Origin of the sequence: Variovorax sp. VRV01 (assembly GCF_014852545.1) — a bacterium.
GTDB lineage: Bacteria > Pseudomonadota > Gammaproteobacteria > Burkholderiales > Burkholderiaceae_C > Variovorax > Variovorax beijingensis_A.
Genome location: NZ_JACVBS010000001.1, coordinates 49258 through 70105, shown reverse-complemented (window position 1 = coordinate 70105; position 20848 = coordinate 49258). Strand labels below are relative to the sequence as shown.

Below are 20848 nucleotides of genomic sequence, written 5' to 3'. Positions count from 1 at the left end.
CGGCTTGTTTCGCCGTGGTCCAGGGCGCGGTCCTCGTGCGGGCCGCTCAACCGCTGTGCAGATTGCGTCGTGCCACTCATTGCTCGTAACAGATGTCCAGCCGGATCAATGCGCCGCGGGCATCGATGCGGTCGGCTCGGAAGTAAAAACGGCCGCGGTAGCTGTCGAGGTGAAGGGGCACGGCGACCGGATCGCCCCAGCTCGTCACCGAAAAGCCGCGCTCGCGCAGCCATCGCAGCAGGGCATCCAGGCGCTGCGGCTCGGCGTCGACGCGGATGTCGGCGTCTGCGGGCGGCGTGCCTTGCGGGTCCTGCTGCCAGCGCGCGAAGCTGCCGAACAGCGTGAAGTCGTGTCCCTCTGCGCGCATGGCATCGAGCAACGCAACGGTGGCTGGCAGGTCGATGCGCTCGCGCTGCTTGCGAAAGACCAACGCGTACTCGTGGCGCCGGTCGGTGCGGGCATCGGCGTCGCTGTCTTGCGCGTCGTGCGGATAGACCAGCACGCGCTCTTCTTCCATCGCGAAGAGCGAACCCAGGATGCGCGCGAGGTCGACGGCCAGCGGCAGCACGCGATCGCCGATCCGGAGGTTCTGCACCATCGCGATGCAGGCGCCCCCCTCGCGCAATCCGGCGCGGACGCGGTGGAAGACGTTGCGCAGGCCGTCGAGGTGCTGCGCATAGCTCTGGCTGCCGTAGAGCTGGGAGCTTGTCTGCGTACCGGCCCAGCGGCAACCGAAGTAGGGCACGTTCGTCAGGCAGAGGTCGAAGGGCGGGAGCGCAGCGTCTTCGAGCGCATCGCACGAGGCGTGCAGGAGCGTCGTACCGTGTGCGAGGCCGTGGCGTGCCAGCCGCTCGCGGATGAGGTCGATGCGGCCGGCATCGACTTCGCAGCCCAAGGCCTGTCGGCCATCGAGGCGCGCCGCGAGCAGTGTCGTGCCGAAGCCGGCGAATGGATCGAACACCGTGTCGCCCGGTTGCGAGAACCGGCACACGAAGGGCCGCATCTGCTCGACCCATCCGCAATCGCGCCCACCCATCGGGTCCCGCGCGCGCAGGTCGTCCGGCAGCCGGTGGCGCGGCGATTCATGGTCGAGCCTCAGCCAGCTGTGACCGGTCATGGGCAGGCCTGCGCGGTGCGCGTGTCGAGCAACACGTCGTGCCCGGGTTCCCAGCCGGCGCAGAGCTGGCCGTCGGCAAAGTAGACGAGCTTGTAGACATCGCCGGTGGCATGGCGCGCGTGCATGGCACCGTAGTCGGCGCTTTCGAAGACGACCGTCAGGCCGTTCCCGGTGCGCAGGCGCAGGTTCCAGAAGTAGTAGCCCTCGGTGAGGCTTTCGAGGGTCCACCCGCGCGAGACGCCGGGGTCGTCGAGGCAGGCCGTCAGCAGCGCGTCCATCGAGACCCGCTCCGTGCGCAGGTGGCGCGCGGTGGCGTTGTCGCGATAGCCGTCGCCGAGCCGCGAGAACTCCCGGAAGACGACGGTGCCGGCGCCGCATTCCCGTGCCCACGCGAGGTACGCGGCCACGTCCGGCGGCTGCGCAATGCCGCCACGCTGGAGGATGCACACGAGCCGCAGCGCCACCGTATCGGCGAGCCGGCGCGCGGTGCGTTCGAACACGGTCTGGTAGCCGATGGCCACCTCGGGGCGGAACCGCATGATGGCCTGGTTGGCCGCGCCGTCGTGGTGATGGCGGGACAGTTCCAGCCAGCTCATTCCGAAGCTTGGCAGCGCGCGCCGCAGCACCTCGCCCTGCGGCCCGGCAAAGCCCGCGCCGTTGGTGTAGAGCACGCGGTCCTCGACCACCGGCCCCTCGCTTTCGCCCGCGGCCAGGGTGTGGAGCAGCCGAAGCATCCAGTCGGCGTCGTCGCTCGTTTCCAGGCCCGAGAGCGACCACGACAACGGTACGCCGCGCAAGGCCCGCAGCGCGCGGGACAGGCCGTCGAAGTAGCCGGACGCCGGGCGCAGCCGGGACGCCGAGGTGCCGCCCCCGGCCTTGCGCAGGTTTTCCGAGCAGAAGCCGCAGCGTGCCGAACAAGGCTTCACGGAGGCATACGGCGTGAACGTGAGGGGCTGCGCAAGGCGTCGCTCGATGCCGCCGATCGTGTGCGTGTGCCAGCGCGCGGCTTCGTTCAGGGGCGGCGTGCGAAGGGTCACGCCGTGCACAGCGCGGCGAAGGCGCTCGAAGAGGGGGGAGCTCGCGCTGCGCGGCAGGTCGGCCACCGCGACCTGCTCCATCGCGCAGGTCGCGATCCGCGCAGCGCGTGGCACCGGCGTATCGGCTTCAGCGGGAATGGCAGGGCGCATGGCAGCGGCGGGATTGTCGCACCCGCCACGATACGGCAGCACGGCCTCCGATGGTTGGAGCGGCCCCCTGCGCACGCCAGCGCGGGAAGCGCCGACACGGTGCAAGCCAGCCACCCTAGCCACCCTGCACCTGCAGGCTGCGCATGGTGCGCCCCATCGCCACCCGCCCGAGCGCGACCAGCACGGCAATCCAGAAGCACTGCAGCCCCAGTCCACCGAGCGCATGCCAGCCGCCCAGCTGCCCGAAATACAGCCGCGCCGGAAGGTCGAACAGCCCCGCCAGCGGCTGCACCAGCAGCGCGGTCTGCCAGGCGTCGGGCAGCAGCGCCAGCGGCAGCAGGTTGCCCGAGAACACGATGACCACGGGGGTGGCCACCGCACTGATGCCGCGCTCGTTGAGCGCCGCCGTGGCCGCCACGTTGAGCAGCATCACCATCGCGGTCGACAGCAGCAGCGCGAGCCCGACCGACAGCAGGAACGCCATGCCGGCCACCGCGTTCGCGGGCGGCTGCCAGGCCCATTCGCCCAACCCTGCCAGCGGTAACGCGACCGCCGAGAAGGCTGCCATCAACGCCACGCGCGGCAACAGCCGCGCCGCGATCCAGCCGGCGCTGCGCGCGAACCACAGCGCGTAGGCATCCACCGGCCGCAGCCGGTCGTAGGCCACCGCGCCGGTGCGCACGGCCTGCGCCACCTCCGGGTCGCCGAGCCAGGGCAGCAGCACCAGCAGGCCTTGCGCGAGCCAGGTGTAGCTGATGGCCTGGGCGAGCGACATCGGCGACGCCGCGCCCGCGACGGCGCTGCCGCCATAGAACGCCGCGAACACCATCACCTTGATGCCGCCCCACCAGCACTGCGTTGCAAAGCCGGCGAGCGCCGCAGTGCGGTACTGCAGCATCTGCATGAAGCGCGACACGAAGGCCGCGGCATAGGGGCGAAGCAGATCGCGCGGGCTCACGCCTCGGCCGCTCCGTGCATGGCATAGAAGCGCGCGATCACGGCCTCGATGGCCAGGCCTTCGAGGCGGATGTCTTCCACCGCGTGCTCGGCCGCGATGCGCGCGATCAGCGCGGGCGCAGAGGTGACCGCGGGATCGAAATCGAGCACCAGCGTCTGGCCGTCCCGCGCGTGCACCGTGGCGCCGGGCACCTGCTGGGGCAGCGCCGCATCCTGCGCGAAGTCGACCACCAGCCGACGCTCGGCCATCACCTGCGCGCGCAGCGCCTCGACCGGGCTGTCGGCCAGCACGCGTCCGTGGCCGATGACGATCACGCGCTGGGCCAGGGCCTCGATGTCGTGCATGTCGTGCGTGGTCAGCAGCACGGTGGTGCCGCGCTCGCGGTTGGCGCGGCGCACGAAGTCGCGCACCGCGAGCTTCGAGGGCGCATCGAGGCCGATGGTCGGCTCGTCGAGAAACAGGATGTCGGGCTCGTGCAGCAGTGCCGCCGCGATCTCGGCGCGCATGCGCTGGCCCAGCGAGAGCTGGCGCACCGGCTGGCCGAGCACGCGCTCCAGATGCAGCAGCGCGACCAGTTCGTCGCGCGTGCGCCGATAGCGCTGCGGATCGACACGGTAGATGTCGCGCAGCAGGTCGAAGCCGTCGCCCACCGGCAGGTCCCACCACAGCTGCGTGCGCTGGCCGAAGACCACGCCGATGCGCGCCACGTGCCGCTCGCGGTCCGCGAAGGGATCGCGCCCGTCGATCTCCACGCGCCCGCCGTCGGGCCGCAGGATGCCCGAGAGAATCTTGATGGTGGTCGACTTGCCCGCGCCGTTCGGCCCGATGAAGCCCAGCAGTTCGCCGCGCTCGAGCGAGAACGACACGCCCGACAGCGCCTGCACCGTGCGCTGGCGGCGCTGCACGAGGCCGCGCAGCGCACCCATGACGCCCGGTTCGCGCTCGGAGATGCGGTAGCTCTTGAGGAGTTGGTCGACGAGGATGTGGGGCATGGAAAGCGCCGCGCCGGCGTTGGAACGCGCGGCGGGGGCGGGATGCTACACGAAACCGCCGGTACGATCACGGGCTCTGCAGAGATTGCCCGCTCCCCATGCCTTCGCCGACCTCCCTTCCGCCCTCGCCCACCCACCTGCTGCCGCTGGACCGCTGGTCCGCGCCCGTGCGCCGTACGCTCGCGGGTATGTTCACCGATATCGACGACACGCTCACCACCGAGGGCGCGATCACGCCCGATGCGCTGCAGGCGCTCGGCGATCTCAAGGCCGCGGGCCTTTCCATCGTGGCCATCACGGGCCGGCCCGTCGGCTGGAGCCTGCCCTTCGTCAACACCTGGCCGGTCGATGCCATCGTGGCGGAGAACGGCGCGGTGGCGCTGCTGCCCACGGCCGAGGGCAAGATCGAGAAGCGCTACATGCAGGATGCGCCCACGCGCAGCGCCAACTTCGAGCGCATGCAGGCTGTGCTCGCGCGCATCGAGCGCGAGATCCCGGGCGCGCGGCGCGCCACCGATTCACCGGGCCGCGAGACCGACATCGCCATCGACCACAGCGAGTTCGTGCAACTGGGCGAAGAGACCATCGCGCAGGTCGTCGCGCTGATGCGCGGCGAAGGCATGCACGCCACCGTGAGCAGCATCCACATCAACGGCTGGTACGGCGACAACGACAAGCTCGAAGGCGCACGCTGGATCGTGCGCGAGCTCTGGGGCCGCACGCTCGACGACGAACTCGACCGCTGGGCCTACGTGGGCGACTCCACCAACGACCAGCTCATGTTCCGCACCTTCGCGAGCAGCATCGGCGTGGCGAACGTCGCGCGCTTCGTGCCGCAGCTGGAGCACCTGCCGCGCTATGTGACGGAGGGCGAGCGCGGCGCGGGCTTTGCCGAGGCGGTGCGCGCGATTCTCTCGGCCCGTGCTACCCGTTGACCGGCCCGCTGCGGGCGCAGCGGCGCAGCACCGACCATTGGCGCCAGGTGCCGAAGGCCGCAATCAGCAGCAGCACGGCCGCATAGCCCTTCACCGTGTCCAGCAATCCGAGCGGCGCCACCAGGAAGCCGGCCAGCATTGCGGGCAGGCTGAACGCAAGATAGCTCACCACGAAGATGGCGGCGAACAGCTCGCCGCGCTCGTGCGAATCGGCCTGGGGTGCGAGCGTCTGCACCAGCGCCGAGAAAGAGCCGCCGAAGCCCAGTCCCGCGATCGCGGTGCCGGCAAAGAACAGCGCGAGCGATCGGGTGGCCAGCGATGCGAGCAGCAACGCCAGACCGGCCGCGATGCTGGCCGTGCCGAAGATGACCGATCGCGGCGCGCCAAGGCGGCCGAGCAGGGCGGGCGCGATCGCGCCGAAGCCCGAAAGCACCGCCACCGTGAGGCCGTTGACCACGCCGTTGTCGATGCCGAACACATGGTGCATCAGCGAGGGTGCGAGCGACAGATACAGGCCGCCCAGCGCCCACACCACGATGAACACCGGCAGGCCGCGCGCAAAGTCGGCCCGCGCCCGAACGGGAATGGACACACGCGGCACCAGCGAAGCCAGCGCACCGGCACGCGGCGTGACGGTCTCGGGCATCCACAGCACCGCGGCCGCGCCCAGTGCGAACACCGCGGCGAGCACGCCGAACACCAGCGTCACCGGCGCGGCGCTGAACTTCACCGCCATGCCCGTCAGCAGCGCTCCCGCCGCGAGCCCCGCGAGCGGCGACACGCTCGTGATCAATGCGCCCAGCCGCTTGCGCGCAGCCGGCGCGGCCTCGACCACCGCCGCGCTCAGCGCGCCGCTTGCGACGCCCGTGGCCACGCCCTGCACCACGCGCGCGGCGATCAGCCCGCCGATGCCGTGCGCCAGCAGGAAGAGCCCCATCGCCAGCGCCTGCAGCACCAGCGCTGCCAGCACCACGGGCCGGCGCCCGATATGGTCCGACAGCGATCCCGCGACCAGCAGCGAGATCAGCAGCGCGATCGCGTAGACGGCGAAAGCCACGGTGAGCATCGACGACGAGAAACCCCAGGCGTGCTGGAACACCACAAACAGCGGCGACGGCGCGGCAGCCGCGAAGAAGAACGCGAACAGCACCGTCGCCAGCAGCGCAAATCCGGCGGCCGCGGGCAGGCGCCACGGCTTGGCACGGGACGCGGCGGCAGTGGCAGCGGCAAGCTCAGGACAGGAGGACGGCATGGGCGAATCCTTAACGCAACTTTTTTAGCTTTTACGATTCTAGACTCGCATCCCTCCTAAAGCAAATATCTTTGCGTTAAAGTCCTTACATGAACGATGTCGTCCTTCCGAACAAGCGTCCCGGCGGCCGCAGCGCCCAGGTGCAGGCGCTGGTGCGCACTGCGCTCGAAGAACTGGTGGCCGAACAGGGGCGCGAACGTGTGACCGTCCCGGCGGTGGCCGAGCGCGCCGGCGTCAGCGCCTCGAGCATCTACCGCCGATGGGGCGACTTGTCGGGCCTGCTGGCCGAGACGGCGGCGCACCGGCTGGACCCGAACCGGCCCCTGCCCGACACGGGCTCGCTGCGGCAGGACCTGACGGCATGGGCGCAGGAACTCATCACGCACCTTGCGCGCCCCTGCAACACCTCGCTGTTGAAAGCCGCGGCCGCACTGGCCGACGGCGGCGCCGACACCGACTGCCTGCGCAACCGCCGCAAGGAAGCGCTGAAGCTGGTCGAGCAGGCGCACGCCCGTGGCGAGCGGGCACCCGAGGCGCAGCAGGTGATCGATCACCTGATCGCGCCGATCGTGTTTCGCCTCGTGTTCGGCGGCGACCCCGTGAAGCCGGCACTGGCGAAGCGGCTGGTGGACGAGCTGTTCGTGCTCAGTTCGTCTTGACTTCCTTCGCGAGCCCCAGCTTCTCGATCACCGCCTTCTCGCGCACCACCGTGTCCTGCGCAAACCTGGTGTAGGCCGCCGAGCTCATGTAGTTGGGCAGCATGTCGTAGCGGCCGAGCGAGGCCACATAGCTCGGCTCTTCCATTGCCTGCTTGAAGGCGTCGTGCAGTTTCTTCACCACCTCGGGCGGCGTGCCCTTGGGCGCGCCGATGCCGAAGGGCGAGTTCTGCACGATGTCGTAGCCCAGTTCCTTCAGCGTCGGCGCATCGGGGAACTTGGCCAGGCGCTTCTCGCCCCAGGTGTTGAGCACGCGCAGCTTGCCGGCCTCGACCTGCGGCGCGAAGCCGGTGCTGTCGGCGGCCGCCATCAGCTGGCCGCTGACCACCGCGAGCATCAGGTCGGCGCTGCCCTTGTAGGGCACGTGCTGCAGCTGGATGCCGGCCTTCTGTGCGATCAGTTCGGTCGTGAGATGCGGGCTCGTGAGGTTGCCGGTGGAGCCGTAGGTGAGCTTGCCGGGGTTGGCCTTGGCATAGGCGACGAAGTCGGCCCAGGTCTTGAACGGGCTGTCGGCCGGCACCACGATGCCGAAGGCATAGCCCGTGACGTTGAGCACGTAGCTGATGTCCTTGAGCGGGTCCCAGTTGATCTTGGTGGTGTAGCCGAGGCGGAACACGCCGAGCGGAATCTGCGCGACCGTGTAGCCGTCGGGCTGCGCGGTCTGCAGCGCCTGCGCGGGCAAGGTGCCGCCGGCGCCGGGCTTGTTGTCGATGATGACGGGCTGGCCGAGGATCTTGCTCGCGTTGTCGGCCAGCTGGCGCATCGTGATGTCGGTGGGCCCGCCCGCGGGGAAGGCGATGACCAGCTTGACCGGCTTGGAGGGAAAGGCCTGCGCGAGCGCCGCCAGCGGAGACAGAAGAAGCCCGCAGGCTGCGGCGAGCGTGGCGGCACGGAGAAGGGATCGGCGGGACATGGTGGCGGGTTCCTGGAACGGGAAAAAAGCAAAAGGGCGCATTGGGCCCTGCCCTTGGCGCGGCGGCAATCGGTGCTCACCCGACTGCTGTCGCCTGCGGCTCAGCCCGCGGCCTGCTGCTCGAAACCCTGCAGCACGTTGACGGCGTTGACGCCCACCTCCGCCACCGCGTAGCCGCCCTCGAACACGAACACCGTGGGCAGGCCGGCGCGCGCCAGGTCTTCGCCCATGCGCAGGTAGTCGTCGCTTTGGAGCCGGAAGCCCGCGACCGGGTCGCCTTCGAAGGTGTCGACGCCGAGCGACACCACCAGCGCGCCCGCGCGCACTTCGGCAATGCCGCCGAGCGCGGCCTTCAGCGCCGCGCGCCAGGTGGCGAAGTCCGCACCGCGCGTGAGCGGCAGGTTGTGGTTGAAGCCGAGCCCGGCGCCCGCGCCACGCTCGTCGGCATGGCCCAGGTAGTAGGGATAGTCGGTCAGCGGATCGCCATGCAGGCTCGCAAAATGCACGTCGCTGCGCTCGTAGAAGATGGCCTGCGTGCCGTTGCCGTGGTGGTAGTCCACGTCGAGCACCGCCACGCGCGCCACGCCCGCATCGCGCAGCGCCTGCGCGGCCACGGCGGCGTTGTTGACGAAGCAGTAGCCGCCGAAGAAATCGGCGCCCGCATGGTGGCCGGGCGGCCGGGTGAGCGCGAAGGCGGCGCGCTCGCCGCCAGCAACGCGCTGCGCCGCGGTCCAGGCGCAGGCGGCGCCGTGGCGCGCGGCGGCCCAGCTGCCGGCCATGAGCGGCGTGCCCGCATCGAAAGAGAACAGCCCCATGCGTGCGGGAAAGCTCTTCGGCAACACATCGGTGCGCATGCCGCGCGTGGGCCAGTACGAAGGCAGGGCATCGCGCGATGCGTTCGACGGATCGAGCGCCACCCACTCGTCCCAGGCATGGGCGATGAAGTCGAGGTAGCGCGGCGCATGCACCCTGGCCAGCAGTGCCTCGTCGAAGGCATCGGGCACCTGCAGCGGGCCGAGGCCGCGGCGCTCCAGTTCATGTTTCACATGGTCGACGCGGGCGGGCACCTCGAAGCACGGCACCAGCTCGCCGCGGAACATCTCGACTTTGCCCTGGTGCAATGTGTGCTGGTCGTTGTAGATGGTGAGCATGCCGCGCATCATGCCGCACGCCGCAGCACCGCCCGGCGCCGGCCGGACGCCGTCAGGCCGAACAGGTCCTTCGGGTCGTCGAGTTCGGGCACCAGCGCGATCTGCTGGCCGATGCCGCGCTCCAGCGACAGCTGGTGGATGTAGCGCAGCGCCGTGTAGTCCTCCAGCGCAAAGCCGACCGAGTCGAACACCGTGACCTGCCCGGCGCTCTCGCGCCCGGGCACGCTGCCGAGCAGCACCTTCCAGAGCTCGTGCACCGGGAAGTCGGCCGGCAGCTGCTGGATCTCGCCCTCGATGCGGGTCTGGGGCTCGTATTCGACGAACACGCGCGCCAGGCGCAGCACGTCAGGGTGCAGTTCGGTCTTGCCGGGCGAATCGCCGCCCACCGCATTGATGTGCATGCCCGGCTCGATCATGCCGGGCGCGAGCACCACCGCGTGGCCCTGGTGCGCCGTGACCGTGGTCACGATGTCGGCGCCGCGCACCGCATCGGCGACCGACGGCGCGCGCACCACCTCGAGCGGCGTGCAGGCCGACAGGTGGCGCACCAGCTTGTCTGTGGCGCGCGGATCGATGTCGAACACGCGCACCTCCTCGATGCCCAGCAGCGCATGGAAGGCCAGCGCCTGGAACTCGCTCTGCGAGCCGTTGCCGATCAGCGCCATGCTGCGCGCGCCGGGCCGCGCCAGGGCCTGCGCCGCCATGGCCGAGGTGGCGGCGGTGCGCAGCGCGGTGGTGAGCGTGAGCTCCGACAGCAGCACGGGGTAGCCCGTGTCGACCTCGGCCAGCACGCCGAAGGCCATGACCGTAGGCAGCCCCACGGCCGTGTTGTGCGGATGGCCGTTGACGTACTTGAAGGCGTAGGCGCCGTCGTCGGCCACCGGCATCAGCTCGATCACGCCCAGGTGCGAGTGGCTGGCCACGCGCGCCTTCTTGTCGAACTCGCGCCAGCGCATGAAGTCGTCGCGCAGCGCGTCGGCCAGGGCCTTGAGGAATTCCGGAACGCCGGTTTCGTCCACCAGGCGAACCAGGCTGTGAACATCGATGAAGCGGGTCATGGCGCGGCTCCTTGCGTAGCCCGGACGCGGCGCTTCATCCCTTCATCGGTCCAATCGCTCCACCATGGCTGATCCAGGATGCGCCTGCGCCAAGGGTTCAGGCCATTGTGCGCCTGCGCGCATCAACGTGCCAGCACCGGCGCCAGGGCCACGCCCGTGTGCGTGCCGAGCCGCACCACTTCCTCCGGCGGCGCCGCGGCCACGATGCGCCCGCCGGCGTTGCCGCCCTCGGGACCCAGGTCGATGATCCAGTCGGCCTCGGCGATCAGGTCGAGGTCGTGCTCGATCACCACCACGCTGTGGCCGCCGTTCACCAGCCGGTGCAGCACGTGGATCAGCTTCTCGACGTCGGCCATGTGCAGGCCCACGGTCGGCTCGTCGAGCACGTACAGCGTGTGCGGCGCCTTCTGGCCGCGGCGCGTGACGTCGTCGCGCACCTTGCTGAGCTCGGTCACCAGCTTGATGCGCTGCGCCTCGCCGCCCGAAAGCGTGGGCGAGGGCTGCCCCAGCGTCAGGTAGCCCAGCCCCACGTCCTTCAGCAGCTGCAGCGGATGGCTGATGTTGGGCATGGCCGCAAAGAACTCGACCGCCTCGTCCACCTCCATCTGCAGAACCTCGCCGATGCTCTTGCCGCGCCAGCTCACGGCCAGCGTCTCGGGGTTGAAGCGCGCGCCGTGGCAGACCTCGCAGGGCACCTTCACGTCGGGCAGGAAGCTCATCTCGATGGTGCGCACGCCGGCGCCGTCGCAGCCGGGGCAGCGGCCCTCGCCGGTGTTGAAGCTGAAGCGCGCGGGCCCGTAGCCGCGCGCCTTGGCCTCGAGCGTGTCGGCAAACAGCTTGCGGATGGTGTCCCAGAAGCCGATGTAGGTGGCCGGGCAGCTGCGCGGCGTCTTGCCGATGGGGGTCTGGTCGACCTCGAGCACGCGGTCGATGGTCTCGTAGCCCTCGACGCGCTCGCAGCCGGACCAGGCCGGGCGCTTGCCCGCGGCATCGGCGTCGCGGCCGGCCTTGGTCATGCGCTGGACCACGATGGCATGCACGCTGGCCAGCAGCACGTCGCGCGCGAGCGTGGACTTGCCCGAGCCGCTGACGCCGGTGACCACCACCAGGCGGTGCAGCGGCAGCGTGGCAGTCACGTCCTGCAGGTTGTGCAGGTCGGCGCCGTGCACGGTGAGCCAATGGCCGCTGTCCTCGGCCTTCGGGTCTGGCGCAGGAATCAGCCGCCGTGCGTGCAAGGGATGCTTGATCGCATCGCGCAGGTAGCGCCCGGTCTGCGAATCGCCGGCCTTCTGGATGTCGGCCACCGAGCCCTCGGCCACGAGCCGGCCGCCGCGCTTGCCGGCGCTCGGGCCGATGTCGATGATGTGGTCGGCGCGGCGGATGGTGTCTTCGTCGTGCTCCACCACCACCAGCGTGTTGCCCTTGTCGCCGAGCTTGTGCAGCGCGTCGAGCAGGATCTGGTTGTCGCGCGCATGCAGGCCGATGGTCGGCTCGTCGAGCACGTAGCACACGCCCTGCAGGTTGCTGCCGAGCTGCGCCGCCAGGCGGATGCGCTGCGCCTCGCCGCCCGAGAGCGTGGGCGCGCCGCGGTCGAGCGTGAGATAGCCCAGGCCCACCTCCTCCAGGAATTCGAGCCGGCTCCTGATCTCGGGCACCAGGTCGCGTGCGATCTCGGCTTCGCGCCCCGTGAGCGCCAGGCCTTCGAACCACTGCCGCACCTCGGTCACGCTCATGCGCGCAAGCTCGGTGATGCCGATGCCGCCCATGCCGTCGGCCGGCGAGGCACCGAAGCTCACCGCGCGTGCCGTCGCATTGAGCCGCGTGCCTTCGCAGGTCGGGCAGGCGGTGTCGGCCAGGTCTTCGATCTCGGGCTCGGCGAAGGTCTGTTCGCGGCCCTTGCTGTCGTCGTCGCGGATCGAGTCGTCGAAGACCTTGCGCTGGTCCTTGCTGAGCTTGACGCCGGTGCCCACGCAGTCGGGGCACCAGCCGTGCTTGCTGTTGTAGCTGAACAGGCGCGGATCGAGCTCGGCATAGCTGGTGCTGCAGACCGGGCAGGCGCGCAGCGTGGAGAACACGTTGACGCGGCCGATGCCCGAGGCCGGTGCGCCGGCCATCATCGCGGCCTTGAGGCCGTCGAGCTGGCTCAGCACGTGCACCACGCCCTTGCCGTGCTCGAGTGCCTTGGTGAGCGCCTCGCGCAGTTCGGTTTCCTTCGAGGGCAGCACGTCGAGGCTGGCCACCGGCAGCTCGATGCTGTGCTCCTTGAAGCGGTCGATGCGCGGAAAGCCGGTGGTCGGCAGGAACTCGCCGTCCACACGCAGGTGCGTGAAGCCGCGCGGCCGCGCCCAGTCGGCCAGCTCGGTGTACACGCCCTTGCGGTTGCTCACCAGCGGCGCGAGCAGGCCGATGTGCTGGCCCTTGAAGTTGCGCATCAGCTGCGCGGCGATGCTGTCGGGCGTCTGCGGCTGCACCGCCGCGCCGTCATGGATGCAGTGCTGGATGCCGAGCTTCACGTACAGCAGGCGCAGGAAGTGCCAGACCTCGGTGGTGGTGCCCACCGTGCTCTTGCGGCCGCCGCGCGACAGGCGCTGCTCGATCGCCACCGTGGGCGGAATGCCGTAGACCGCATCCACTTCGGGCCGGCCCGCGGGCTGCACGATGCTGCGCGCATAGGCGTTGAGCGATTCGAGGTAGCGCCGCTGCCCTTCGTTGAACAAAATGTCGAAGGCCAGCGTCGACTTGCCCGAGCCGCTCACGCCCGTCACCACGCTGAACTTGCCGCGCGGAATGTTCACGCTGAGGTTCTTGAGGTTGTGCTCGCGCGCATTGACGATCTCGATCGCATGGCCGCCGGGCGCCGCCTTCGCATTGGCGATGTAGCGCCGCGCGGCGCGCTCGGCCACCTTGTAGGCCTCGGGGCCGATCGCCAGGTCGTAGTCGGCCAGCGCCGCGCCGGTGAGCGAGGCGCGGTTCTCGCGCAACTGCTCGGGCGTGCCCTCGGCCACCACCATGCCGCCGCCCTCGCCGCCTTCGGGGCCGAGGTCGATGCACCAGTCGCTGGCGCGGATCACGTCGAGGTTGTGCTCGATCACGATCAGCGAATGGCCGGCGTCGAGCAGCTTGCGCAGCGCGCGCATCAGCCGCGCGATGTCGTCGAAGTGCAGCCCGGTCGTGGGCTCGTCGAACAGGAACAGCGTGCCCCGGCGCGCGACCGACTGCTTGCTGGCGGTCGCGCTCTTGGCCGCCTCGGCCAGGAAGCCCGCGAGCTTGAGGCGCTGGGCCTCGCCGCCGCTCAATGTGGGCACGGGCTGGCCGAGCTTGACGTAGTCGAGCCCCACGTCGGAGATCGGCTGCAGCACGCGCAACACGTCGCGGTCGGCCTCGAACACCGCTGCGGCTTCGGCCACGGTGAGGTCGAGCACGTCGGCCACGTTGTAGCCCCGGCCCTTGCGCTCGACCTTCACTTCGAGGATCTCGGGGCGGTAGCGCTTGCCGTCGCAATCGGGGCATCGCAGGTACACGTCCGACAGGAACTGCATCTCGACGTGCTCGAAGCCCGAGCCGCCGCAGGTCGGGCAGCGGCCATCGCCGGAATTGAAGCTGAACTTGCTCGCGGTGTAGCCGCGCTGGCGCGAGAGCGCGGCGGTGGCGAAGATCTCGCGGATCGCGTCCCATGCGCCCACGTAGCTCGCGGGGTTGGAGCGCGCCGTCTTGCCGATGGGCGACTGGTCGACGAAGACCACGTCACCCAGGTGATCGGCGCCCAGCAGGCGGTCGTGCGCGCCCGGCGTTTCGGTGGCCTTGCCGAAATGGCGCATGAGCGCGGGTGCCAGCACGTCCTGGATCAGCGTCGACTTGCCCGAGCCGCTGACGCCGGTGACGCACACCAGCCGCGCGAGCGGGAACTCGACCGTGACGCTCTTCAGGTTGTGCTCGCGCACGCCTTCGAGGATGAGCCGGTGCGTGTTCTCGCTCACGAGCCGCTTGAAGCCCATGCCGATCTTCTTGCGCCCGCCCAGGTACTGGCCGGTGAGCGTGTCGGCGTCGCGCAGTTGGTCGGTGCTGCCGTCGAACACGATCTGCCCGCCGCGGATGCCGGGGCCCGGGCCCATGTCGATCACGCGGTCGGCCGCGAGCATCACGGCCGGGTCGTGCTCGACCACCACCAGCGTGTTGCCGGCGTCGCGCAGGCGCAGCATGGCCTCGGTGATGCGGTTCATGTCGCGCGGATGCAGGCCGATGCTGGGCTCGTCGAGCACGAACAGCGTGTTGACCAGCGAGGTGCCGAGCGCGGTCGTGAGGTTGATGCGCTGCACCTCGCCGCCGCTCAGCGTGCGGCTCTGGCGGTCGAGCGTGAGGTAGCCGATGCCGACGTCGTGCAGGTAGCGCAGGCGGGTGGTGATTTCTTCGAACAGCAGCTTGAGCGCCTGGGTTTCGCCCTGCCTTGCTCCTTCCCCCGCCGGGGGAAGGCCGGGATGGGGGCTCGCGGCCTCCCCCATCACCACGGCTTTTGCCGAGGCCGCGTGCCCCCACCCCTGCCCTCCCCCGGCGGGGGAGGGAGCCAAGCCCATGCGGTCGAAGAATTGCCGCAGCCGCTCGATCGGCAGCAGCATCAAGTCGTGCAGGCACAGCCCGGGCAGCGCCTCGAGCTGCGCGCGCGTCCACTTCACGCCGGCCGGCATGAAGCGCTTGGCAGGCTCCAGCACCGCATCCGCATCTTCCTTGCTGCCGATGCGCCAGATCAGGCTGTCGAGCTTCAGGCGCGCGCCGCTGCAGGTGGGACACGGCGTGTAGCTGCGGTACTTGGACAGGAGCACACGGATGTGCATCTTGTAGGCCTTGCTCTCCAGGTAGCCGAAGAAGCGGCGCACGCCGTACCACTGCTTGTTCCAGTTGCCCTCCTTGTAGTTGGGCGTGCCCTCGATCACCCAGTGCTTCTGCTCGTCGGTGAGCTTGTTCCAGGGCGTGTCGCGCGGAATGCCGGCCGCCTCGGCGTGGCGCATGAGGTCGTCCTGCGCTTCCTTCCAGGCGGGCGTCTGGATGGTCTTGATCGCGCCGGCGCGCAGCGTGAGCTTGTCGTTGGGGATCACGAGGCCCAGGTCGACGCCGATCACGCGGCCGAAGCCGCGGCAGGTGTCGCAGGCGCCGACGGCCGAATTGAACGAGAACATCGACGGGATCGGGTCGGCGTAGCGGATGTCGCTCTCGGGGCAGTGCAGCCCGGTGGAGAACTTCCAGACGTCGGCCACAGCGTTCTCCTCGGCCCCCGTCGCATGCACGGTGACCCGCCCGCTGCCGCGCTTGAGCGCCACCTCGATGGCCTCGACCACGCGCGAGCGCTCGGCGCTCGAAATGCGGAAGCGGTCGGCCACCACGTCGAGCATCTTGCGCGGGCCGGTGGGCGTGGCCACCTCGCGCTCGGCCTGCACGCGCGTGAAGCCGCTGGCCGACAGCCACTGCGTGACTTCGTCCGGCGAGGTGCCCGCCGGCAGCTCGACCGGAAACGTGACCACCAGCCGCGGATCGCCGGCCGCAGCCGCCCGCTCGGCGATCTGCGCATAGATGCTGTCGGGCGAATCGTGGCGCACCGGCAGCGCGGTTTCGCGGTCGAACAGCTGGGCCGCCCGCGCGTAGAGCAGCTTCAGGTGGTCGTTGAGCTCGGTCATGGTGCCGACCGTGGAGCGCGAGGAGCGCACCGGGTTGGTCTGGTCGATGGCGATGGCGGGCGGTACGCCCTCCACCTTGTCGACGGCCGGCTTGTCCATGCGGTCCAGGAACTGGCGCGCATAGGCGGAAAAGGTCTCCACATAGCGCCGCTGGCCCTCGGCATAGAGGGTGTCGAACACGAGGCTCGATTTGCCCGAGCCGCTGGGCCCGGTGACCACGGTCATCTCGCCGGTGCGGATGTCGAGGTCGAGGTTCTGGAGGTTGTGCTGGCGCGCGCCGCGAATCCGGATGGAGCCCTGTGTCATGAGTGCCTTGGGGGGTGGGGCAAACATTCTAGGGAGCGGCCGGTGACGTATTCGTGCACTCCGTCACATGGTCCGCGGCCGCGCAGGGGTTTGTACTGATGGAGTCATTGTCACTTCGTGTAACAAATAGCACCTTCGTTTACGTTCACATCCGCACTTGAAAGTTATTCCATGAACAAGCTGCACGTTCTTTGCGCCGCCCTGCTCGCCGTGGCCGCGACGTCCGCGCCGGCCCAGATCCTGATCGGCCAGACGGCGGGCATGACCGGCTCGGTGGCCGCCAGCGTGAATGAAACCATCGGCGGCGCCCAGCTGCTGATCGACGCGGCCAACGCCCAGGGCGGCATCCACGGCGAGAAGATCGAGGTGCTGCGCATGGACGACGGCTTCGACGTCAAGCGCGCCAGCGAGAACGCCCGCGTGCTGATCGAGGAGAAAAAGGTGGCGGCGCTCTTCATGAGCCGCGGCACGCCACATTCGCAGGCCATCATCCCCTGGCTCGACAAGCACGACGTGGCCCTGATCGGCCCTTCGACCGGCGCCATGGTGCTGCACAAGCCGGTGCAGAAGCACGTGTTCAACGTGCGCGCCACCTACCAGCGCGAAGCCGAGAAGGCGATCCAGCACCTGCTCACCACCGGCATCGCGCGCATCGCCGTGGTCCACGTGACCGATTCCTTCGGGCAGGACGCGCTCGAGGGCGCCATGACCGGCTTCGCCAAGGCGCAGGCCAAGCCCGTCGTGACGGTGCCGGCCGACCGCGAAAAGCCCGACTACAAGGCCATCGTGCCGGCCATCAGGGACGCCAATGCGCAGGCGGTGCTGTGGATCGGCTCGGGCGTTGCCGTGGTCGAGGGCATCAAGGCGCTGCGCGCCTCCGGCTCGGCCGCGCAGGTGGTCACCCTGTCGAACAACGCCTCCTCGGGCTTCATCAAGCAGCTGGGCGATGCGAGCAAGGGGGTGATCGTGACCCAGGTGTTCCCGAACGAGCGCTCCATCAGCTACCCCATGGTCAAGGAAGCGCTGGCACTGGCGCGCGCCAAGGGCCAGGCCGAGCTCTCGCCGGCCGCGCTCGAGGGCTTTGCCTCGGCCAAGGTGCTGCTCGAGGCGCTGCGCCGCGCCGGCCCCAAGCCGACGCGGGCCAAGGTGCTGGCGGCGCTCGACAGCCTGCGCGGCTACGACCTCGGCGGGCTCGAGATCAGCTACTCGCCGCAGGACCATTCGGGCATCGATTTCGCCGACCTCGCGATCATCAGCGACGGCCGCTTCAAGCGCTGAGCACGGCGCCGGCGGCAGCGCCAGGGCACTGTCAACTATGGTTTGACAGGGTTTCCACGAGCGAGTGAATGTCACTTGCGGCAACACATTACACATCTTCTGACAGAAGCATCCGCTTCGCCCAAAGGCCTGTTCGATGATGAAGATGTTGTCCACGTCCCGCGCTGTTGCGCTGCTCTTCGCCCTGTCCGCGCTCGGCGCGTCGGCGCAGATCGTGATCGGCCAGTCGGCCGACCTGTCGGGCCCGGTGGCCGCCAGCGTGAAGGAGACCATCATGGGCTCGCAGCTGGTCATCGATCAGGTCAACGCCCAGGGCGGCATCAACGGCGAGCAGGTCGAGGTGATCCGGCTGGACGACGGCCTGGACGCGAAGCGCTCGGTCGAGAACACGCGCATCCTGATCGAGGACAAGAAGGTGCTGGCGCTGCTGCTCAACCGCGGCACGCCCAATACCCTGGCCGTCATCCCGCTGCTCGACAAATACGGCGTGGCCCTGGTGGGCCCTTCCACTGGCGCGATGGCGCTGCACAAGCCGGTGCAGAAGAACATCTTCAACGTGCGCTCGACCTACCAGCGCGAGGCCGAAAAGGCGGTGCAGCACCTGCACACCACGGGCATCCAGCGCATTGCCGTGGTGCAGGCCGACGACTCGTTCGGCAAGGACGCGATGGAAGGCGCGAGCAAGGGCTTCGAGAAGGCCGGGATCACGCCGGCCGTGCTCGCGCTGGCCGACCGCAGCAAGCCCGACTATTCGGCGATCGTGCCGCAGCTGGTCAAGGCCAATGCGCAGGCCGTGCTGTGGATCGGCTCGGGCACTGCGGTGACCGAAGGCGTGAAGGCGCTGCGCGCCGCGGGCTCGGCGGCACAGATCATCACGCTGTCGAACAATGCCGCTTCGGGCTTCATCAAGGAGCTGGGCTCGGCCAGCGCCGGCGTGATCGTCACGCAGGTGCTGCCCTACGAGCGATCGTTCGGCCATCCGCTGATCAAGGAAGCGTTGGCGCTCGCCAAGGCCAAGGGACAGACCGAGCTGTCGCCGGCCTTGCTGGAAGGCTTCGTCGCCACCAAGGTGATGGTGGAGGCGCTGCGCCGCACCGGCCCCAAGCCCACGCGCGCCCGGCTGATCGCCACGCTCAACAGCTTCCAGTACGACCTGGGCGGCAACATCGACGTGAGCTACTCGCCGACCGATCACACGGGCATCGACTACGTCGACCTGTCGATCGTCAGCGAAGGCCGCTTCAAGCGCTGATCGCCGCCGGTCGGTGCCCTACTTGGGTGCGGCAGCGGGCGCAGGCTCGTGCGTCGTGTCGCCGCCGTGCTTCTCGCCCGACATGTCGATCTTGTCGCCGGCTTTCGAGATCACGTACAGGGCAATGGCGGCAAAGACGACGAAGCCGACAACGAGTTTCCACATGGGTTCTGTCTCCTGATTGGTTCAAGAAAAGGGCCTCATGCCGACGGCATGAAGCCCTTTTGTTGAACGGAGGGCCGGCTCCCGCCGCCCTCCTGTGCCGAACGTGCGTCAGTCGTTCGCGTAGATGTCGACGTTCTTGGTTTCGCGGATGAACAGCGTGCCCACCACCAGCGTGACGCCCGCGATGATGATCGGGTACCACAGGCCGTTGTACATGTTGCCGGTGGACGCCACGATGGCGAAGGCGGTGGTCGGCAGCAGGCCGCCGAACCAGCCGTTGCCGATGTGGTAGGGCAGGCTCATCGAGGTGTAGCGGATGCGGGTGGGGAACAGTTCCACCAGCATGGCGGCGATCGGGCCGTAGACCATGGTCACCAGCAGCACCAGCCAGAACAGCAGCGCAACCGTCAGCGGCTTGTTGATCTTGGCGGGGTCGGCCTTGGCCGGATAGCCCGCGACCTTCAGGTCTTCGGCCACGCCCTTCTTGAAGGCGGCGATTTCCTTGGCGGAGGTCTCGTCGAACTTGAGGTTCACGACGTTGCCCACGGGCGCCTCGACCGTCTTGTCGCCGATCTTCACGATGGCCTTCGAACCCGGCGCGCCGGCCACGTTCTCATAGCTCACCGAGTTCTGCACGAGGTAGCGCTTGGCGATGTCGCAGGAGCTGCGGAAGTCGATCTCGCGCGCCACAGGATTGCCCTGGAACGAGCAGGTCGCGGGGTCGGCCGTGACGGTGACGCCGGCGGTGGCCTGCGCCCTGGCAAGGTCGGGGTTGGCGGCCTCGGTCAGCATCTTGAAGACCGGGAAGTAGGTGACCACGGCCAACAGGCAGCCGGCCATGATGATCGGCTTGCGGCCGATCTTGTCCGACAGCGTGCCGAAGACCACGAAGAACGGCGTGCCGATCAAAAGCGCGGCCGCGATCATCAGGTTGGCCGTGGTCGCATCGACCTTGAGCTGCGCCGTCAGGAAGAAGAGCGCGTAGAACTGGCCCGAATACCAGACCACCGCCTGGCCTGCCGTAAGGCCGACCAGCGCCAGGATCACGATCTTGAGGTTCTTCCACTGGCCGAAGGATTCGGACAGCGGCGCCTTCGAGGTCTTGCCCTCGGCCTTCATCTTCTGGAAGGCCGGCGACTCGGACAGCGACAGCCGGATCCACACCGAGATGCCGAGCAGCAGGATCGACACCAGGAATGGAATGCGCCAGCCCCAGTCATTGAACACCGCTTCGCCGAGCCATTCGCGCACGCCCAGGATCACCAGCAGGCTCAGGAACAGCCCGAGCGTGGCGGTGGTCTGGATCCACGAGGTGTAGGCGCCGCGCTTGCCGTGCGGCGAGTGCTCGGCCACGTAGGTGGCGGCACCGCCGTACTCGCCGCCGAGCGCGAGGCCCTGCAGCATGCGCAGCGCAATCAGGATCACCGGTGCCGCGACGCCGATGGTGGCGTAGCTGGGCAAGAGGCCGACGATGAAGGTCGACAGGCCCATGATCAGGATCGTGACCAGGAAGGTGTACTTGCGCCCGATCATGTCGCCGAGCCGGCCGAACACGATGGCGCCGAACGGCCGCACCAGGAAGCCCGCGGCAAACGCCAGCAGCGCGAAGATGAAGGCCGCGCCCGCATCGAGGCCGCTGAAGAACTGCTTCGCGATGATCGCGGCGAGCGAGCCGTAGAGGTAGAAGTCGTACCACTCGAACACCGTGCCAAGGGAGGAAGCGAAGATGACCTTCTTTTCCTCCGAGGACATGGGCCGGGGGGCCGGATGCGGCACCCCCCTTGAATCCAGTGTTGCTGCCATTTGCGTCGTCTCCTGTGTATGCGTTCGGTCGGCCCCGGCATTCGGGACCGTGAAGCATTCTTGGAGGCGCGACTGACCCGAGCCTTTCGCGAAACTGAA

15 protein-coding genes are annotated in these 20848 nt (G+C 69.1%); 4 read left to right on the top strand and 11 right to left on the bottom strand.

Translation table 11 applies throughout. The features are described 5' to 3' along the window. Positions 1-76: 76 nt before the first annotated feature. From IB278_RS00315 to IB278_RS00300, 4 genes are all read right to left on the bottom strand, one after another. Positions 77-1117: a DNA methyltransferase gene (locus tag IB278_RS00315; RefSeq protein WP_192322356.1), complete on the bottom strand. Its 1041-nt coding sequence runs from the start codon at positions 1115-1117 to the stop codon at positions 77-79. Beyond that, positions 1114-2304, bottom strand: a complete 1191-nt coding sequence (locus IB278_RS00310; protein ID WP_225612634.1) for a hypothetical protein — start codon at positions 2302-2304, stop codon at positions 1114-1116. The genes IB278_RS00315 and IB278_RS00310 overlap by 4 nt, the downstream gene beginning before the upstream one ends. 115 nt (positions 2305-2419) lie before the next feature. After that, a complete protein-coding gene (locus IB278_RS00305; RefSeq protein ID WP_192322355.1) occupies positions 2420-3262 on the bottom strand; it encodes an ABC transporter permease in 843 nt (280 codons plus the stop codon). Further along, positions 3259-4254 (bottom strand): ATP-binding cassette domain-containing protein, encoded by a 996-nt coding sequence (locus tag IB278_RS00300; RefSeq protein WP_145739991.1) that lies wholly within the window; start codon positions 4252-4254, stop codon positions 3259-3261. The genes IB278_RS00305 and IB278_RS00300 overlap by 4 nt, the downstream gene beginning before the upstream one ends. Positions 4255-4352: 98 nt before the next feature. Here IB278_RS00300 and IB278_RS00295 point away from each other — a divergent pair, with 98 nt between their 5' ends. Next, on the top strand, positions 4353-5189 hold the full coding sequence (locus IB278_RS00295) for an HAD-IIB family hydrolase (RefSeq protein ID WP_192322354.1): 837 nt from the start codon (positions 4353-4355) through the stop codon (positions 5187-5189). Here the strand turns inward: IB278_RS00295 and IB278_RS00290 are convergent. Continuing rightward, a complete protein-coding gene (locus IB278_RS00290; RefSeq protein ID WP_145739987.1) occupies positions 5179-6441 on the bottom strand; it encodes an MFS transporter in 1263 nt (420 codons plus the stop codon). The two genes, IB278_RS00295 and IB278_RS00290, sit on opposite strands and share 11 nt — an antisense overlap. A gap of 89 nt (positions 6442-6530) precedes the next feature. Between IB278_RS00290 and IB278_RS00285 the strand changes: the two genes are divergently transcribed. Beyond that, positions 6531-7100, top strand: a complete 570-nt coding sequence (locus IB278_RS00285) for a TetR/AcrR family transcriptional regulator (RefSeq protein ID WP_145739985.1) — start codon at positions 6531-6533, stop codon at positions 7098-7100. On the opposite strand, the gene IB278_RS00280 is transcribed toward IB278_RS00285, so the two are convergent. The 4 genes from IB278_RS00280 to uvrA form a co-directional block, all read right to left on the bottom strand. Next, entirely contained in the window at positions 7087-8070 is a 984-nt protein-coding gene (locus tag IB278_RS00280; RefSeq protein WP_145739983.1) for a tripartite tricarboxylate transporter substrate binding protein, read from the bottom strand. The genes IB278_RS00285 and IB278_RS00280 overlap by 14 nt on opposite strands. Before the next feature lie 101 nt (positions 8071-8171). After that, on the bottom strand, positions 8172-9221 hold the full coding sequence (locus tag IB278_RS00275; RefSeq protein ID WP_186454107.1) for a histone deacetylase family protein: 1050 nt from the start codon (positions 9219-9221) through the stop codon (positions 8172-8174). 8 nt (positions 9222-9229) lie between these two features. After that, the gene (locus tag IB278_RS00270) at positions 9230-10279 is read right to left on the bottom strand and encodes an ornithine cyclodeaminase (RefSeq protein WP_145739979.1); all 1050 of its coding nucleotides are present in this window, start codon (positions 10277-10279) and stop codon (positions 9230-9232) included. A gap of 122 nt (positions 10280-10401) precedes the next feature. Then, positions 10402-16251 (bottom strand): excinuclease ABC subunit UvrA, encoded by a 5850-nt coding sequence (uvrA, locus tag IB278_RS00265; protein WP_192322353.1) that lies wholly within the window; start codon positions 16249-16251, stop codon positions 10402-10404. Positions 16252-16422: 171 nt separating this feature from the next. On the opposite strand from uvrA, the gene IB278_RS00260 reads away from it, so the two are divergent. Both IB278_RS00260 and IB278_RS00255 read left to right on the top strand, forming a co-directional pair. Beyond that, on the top strand, positions 16423-17529 hold the full coding sequence (locus IB278_RS00260; protein WP_145739975.1) for an ABC transporter substrate-binding protein: 1107 nt from the start codon (positions 16423-16425) through the stop codon (positions 17527-17529). 136 nt (positions 17530-17665) lie between these two features. Further along, positions 17666-18781 carry an ABC transporter substrate-binding protein gene (locus IB278_RS00255; protein ID WP_145739973.1) on the top strand — a complete coding sequence of 372 codons (1116 nt, stop codon included), beginning with the start codon at positions 17666-17668 and terminating at the stop codon, positions 18779-18781. 18 nt (positions 18782-18799) lie between these two features. Here the strand turns inward: IB278_RS00255 and IB278_RS00250 are convergent, their stop codons facing one another. Together IB278_RS00250 and IB278_RS00245 are read right to left on the bottom strand one after the other, a co-directional pair. Continuing rightward, positions 18800-18946, bottom strand: coding sequence for a hypothetical protein (locus IB278_RS00250; RefSeq protein WP_186454106.1), 147 nt, complete (start codon positions 18944-18946; stop codon positions 18800-18802). A gap of 108 nt (positions 18947-19054) precedes the next feature. Continuing rightward, the gene (locus tag IB278_RS00245; protein ID WP_145739972.1) at positions 19055-20749 is read right to left on the bottom strand and encodes an MFS transporter; all 1695 of its coding nucleotides are present in this window, start codon (positions 20747-20749) and stop codon (positions 19055-19057) included. Positions 20750-20848 lie beyond the last annotated feature (99 nt).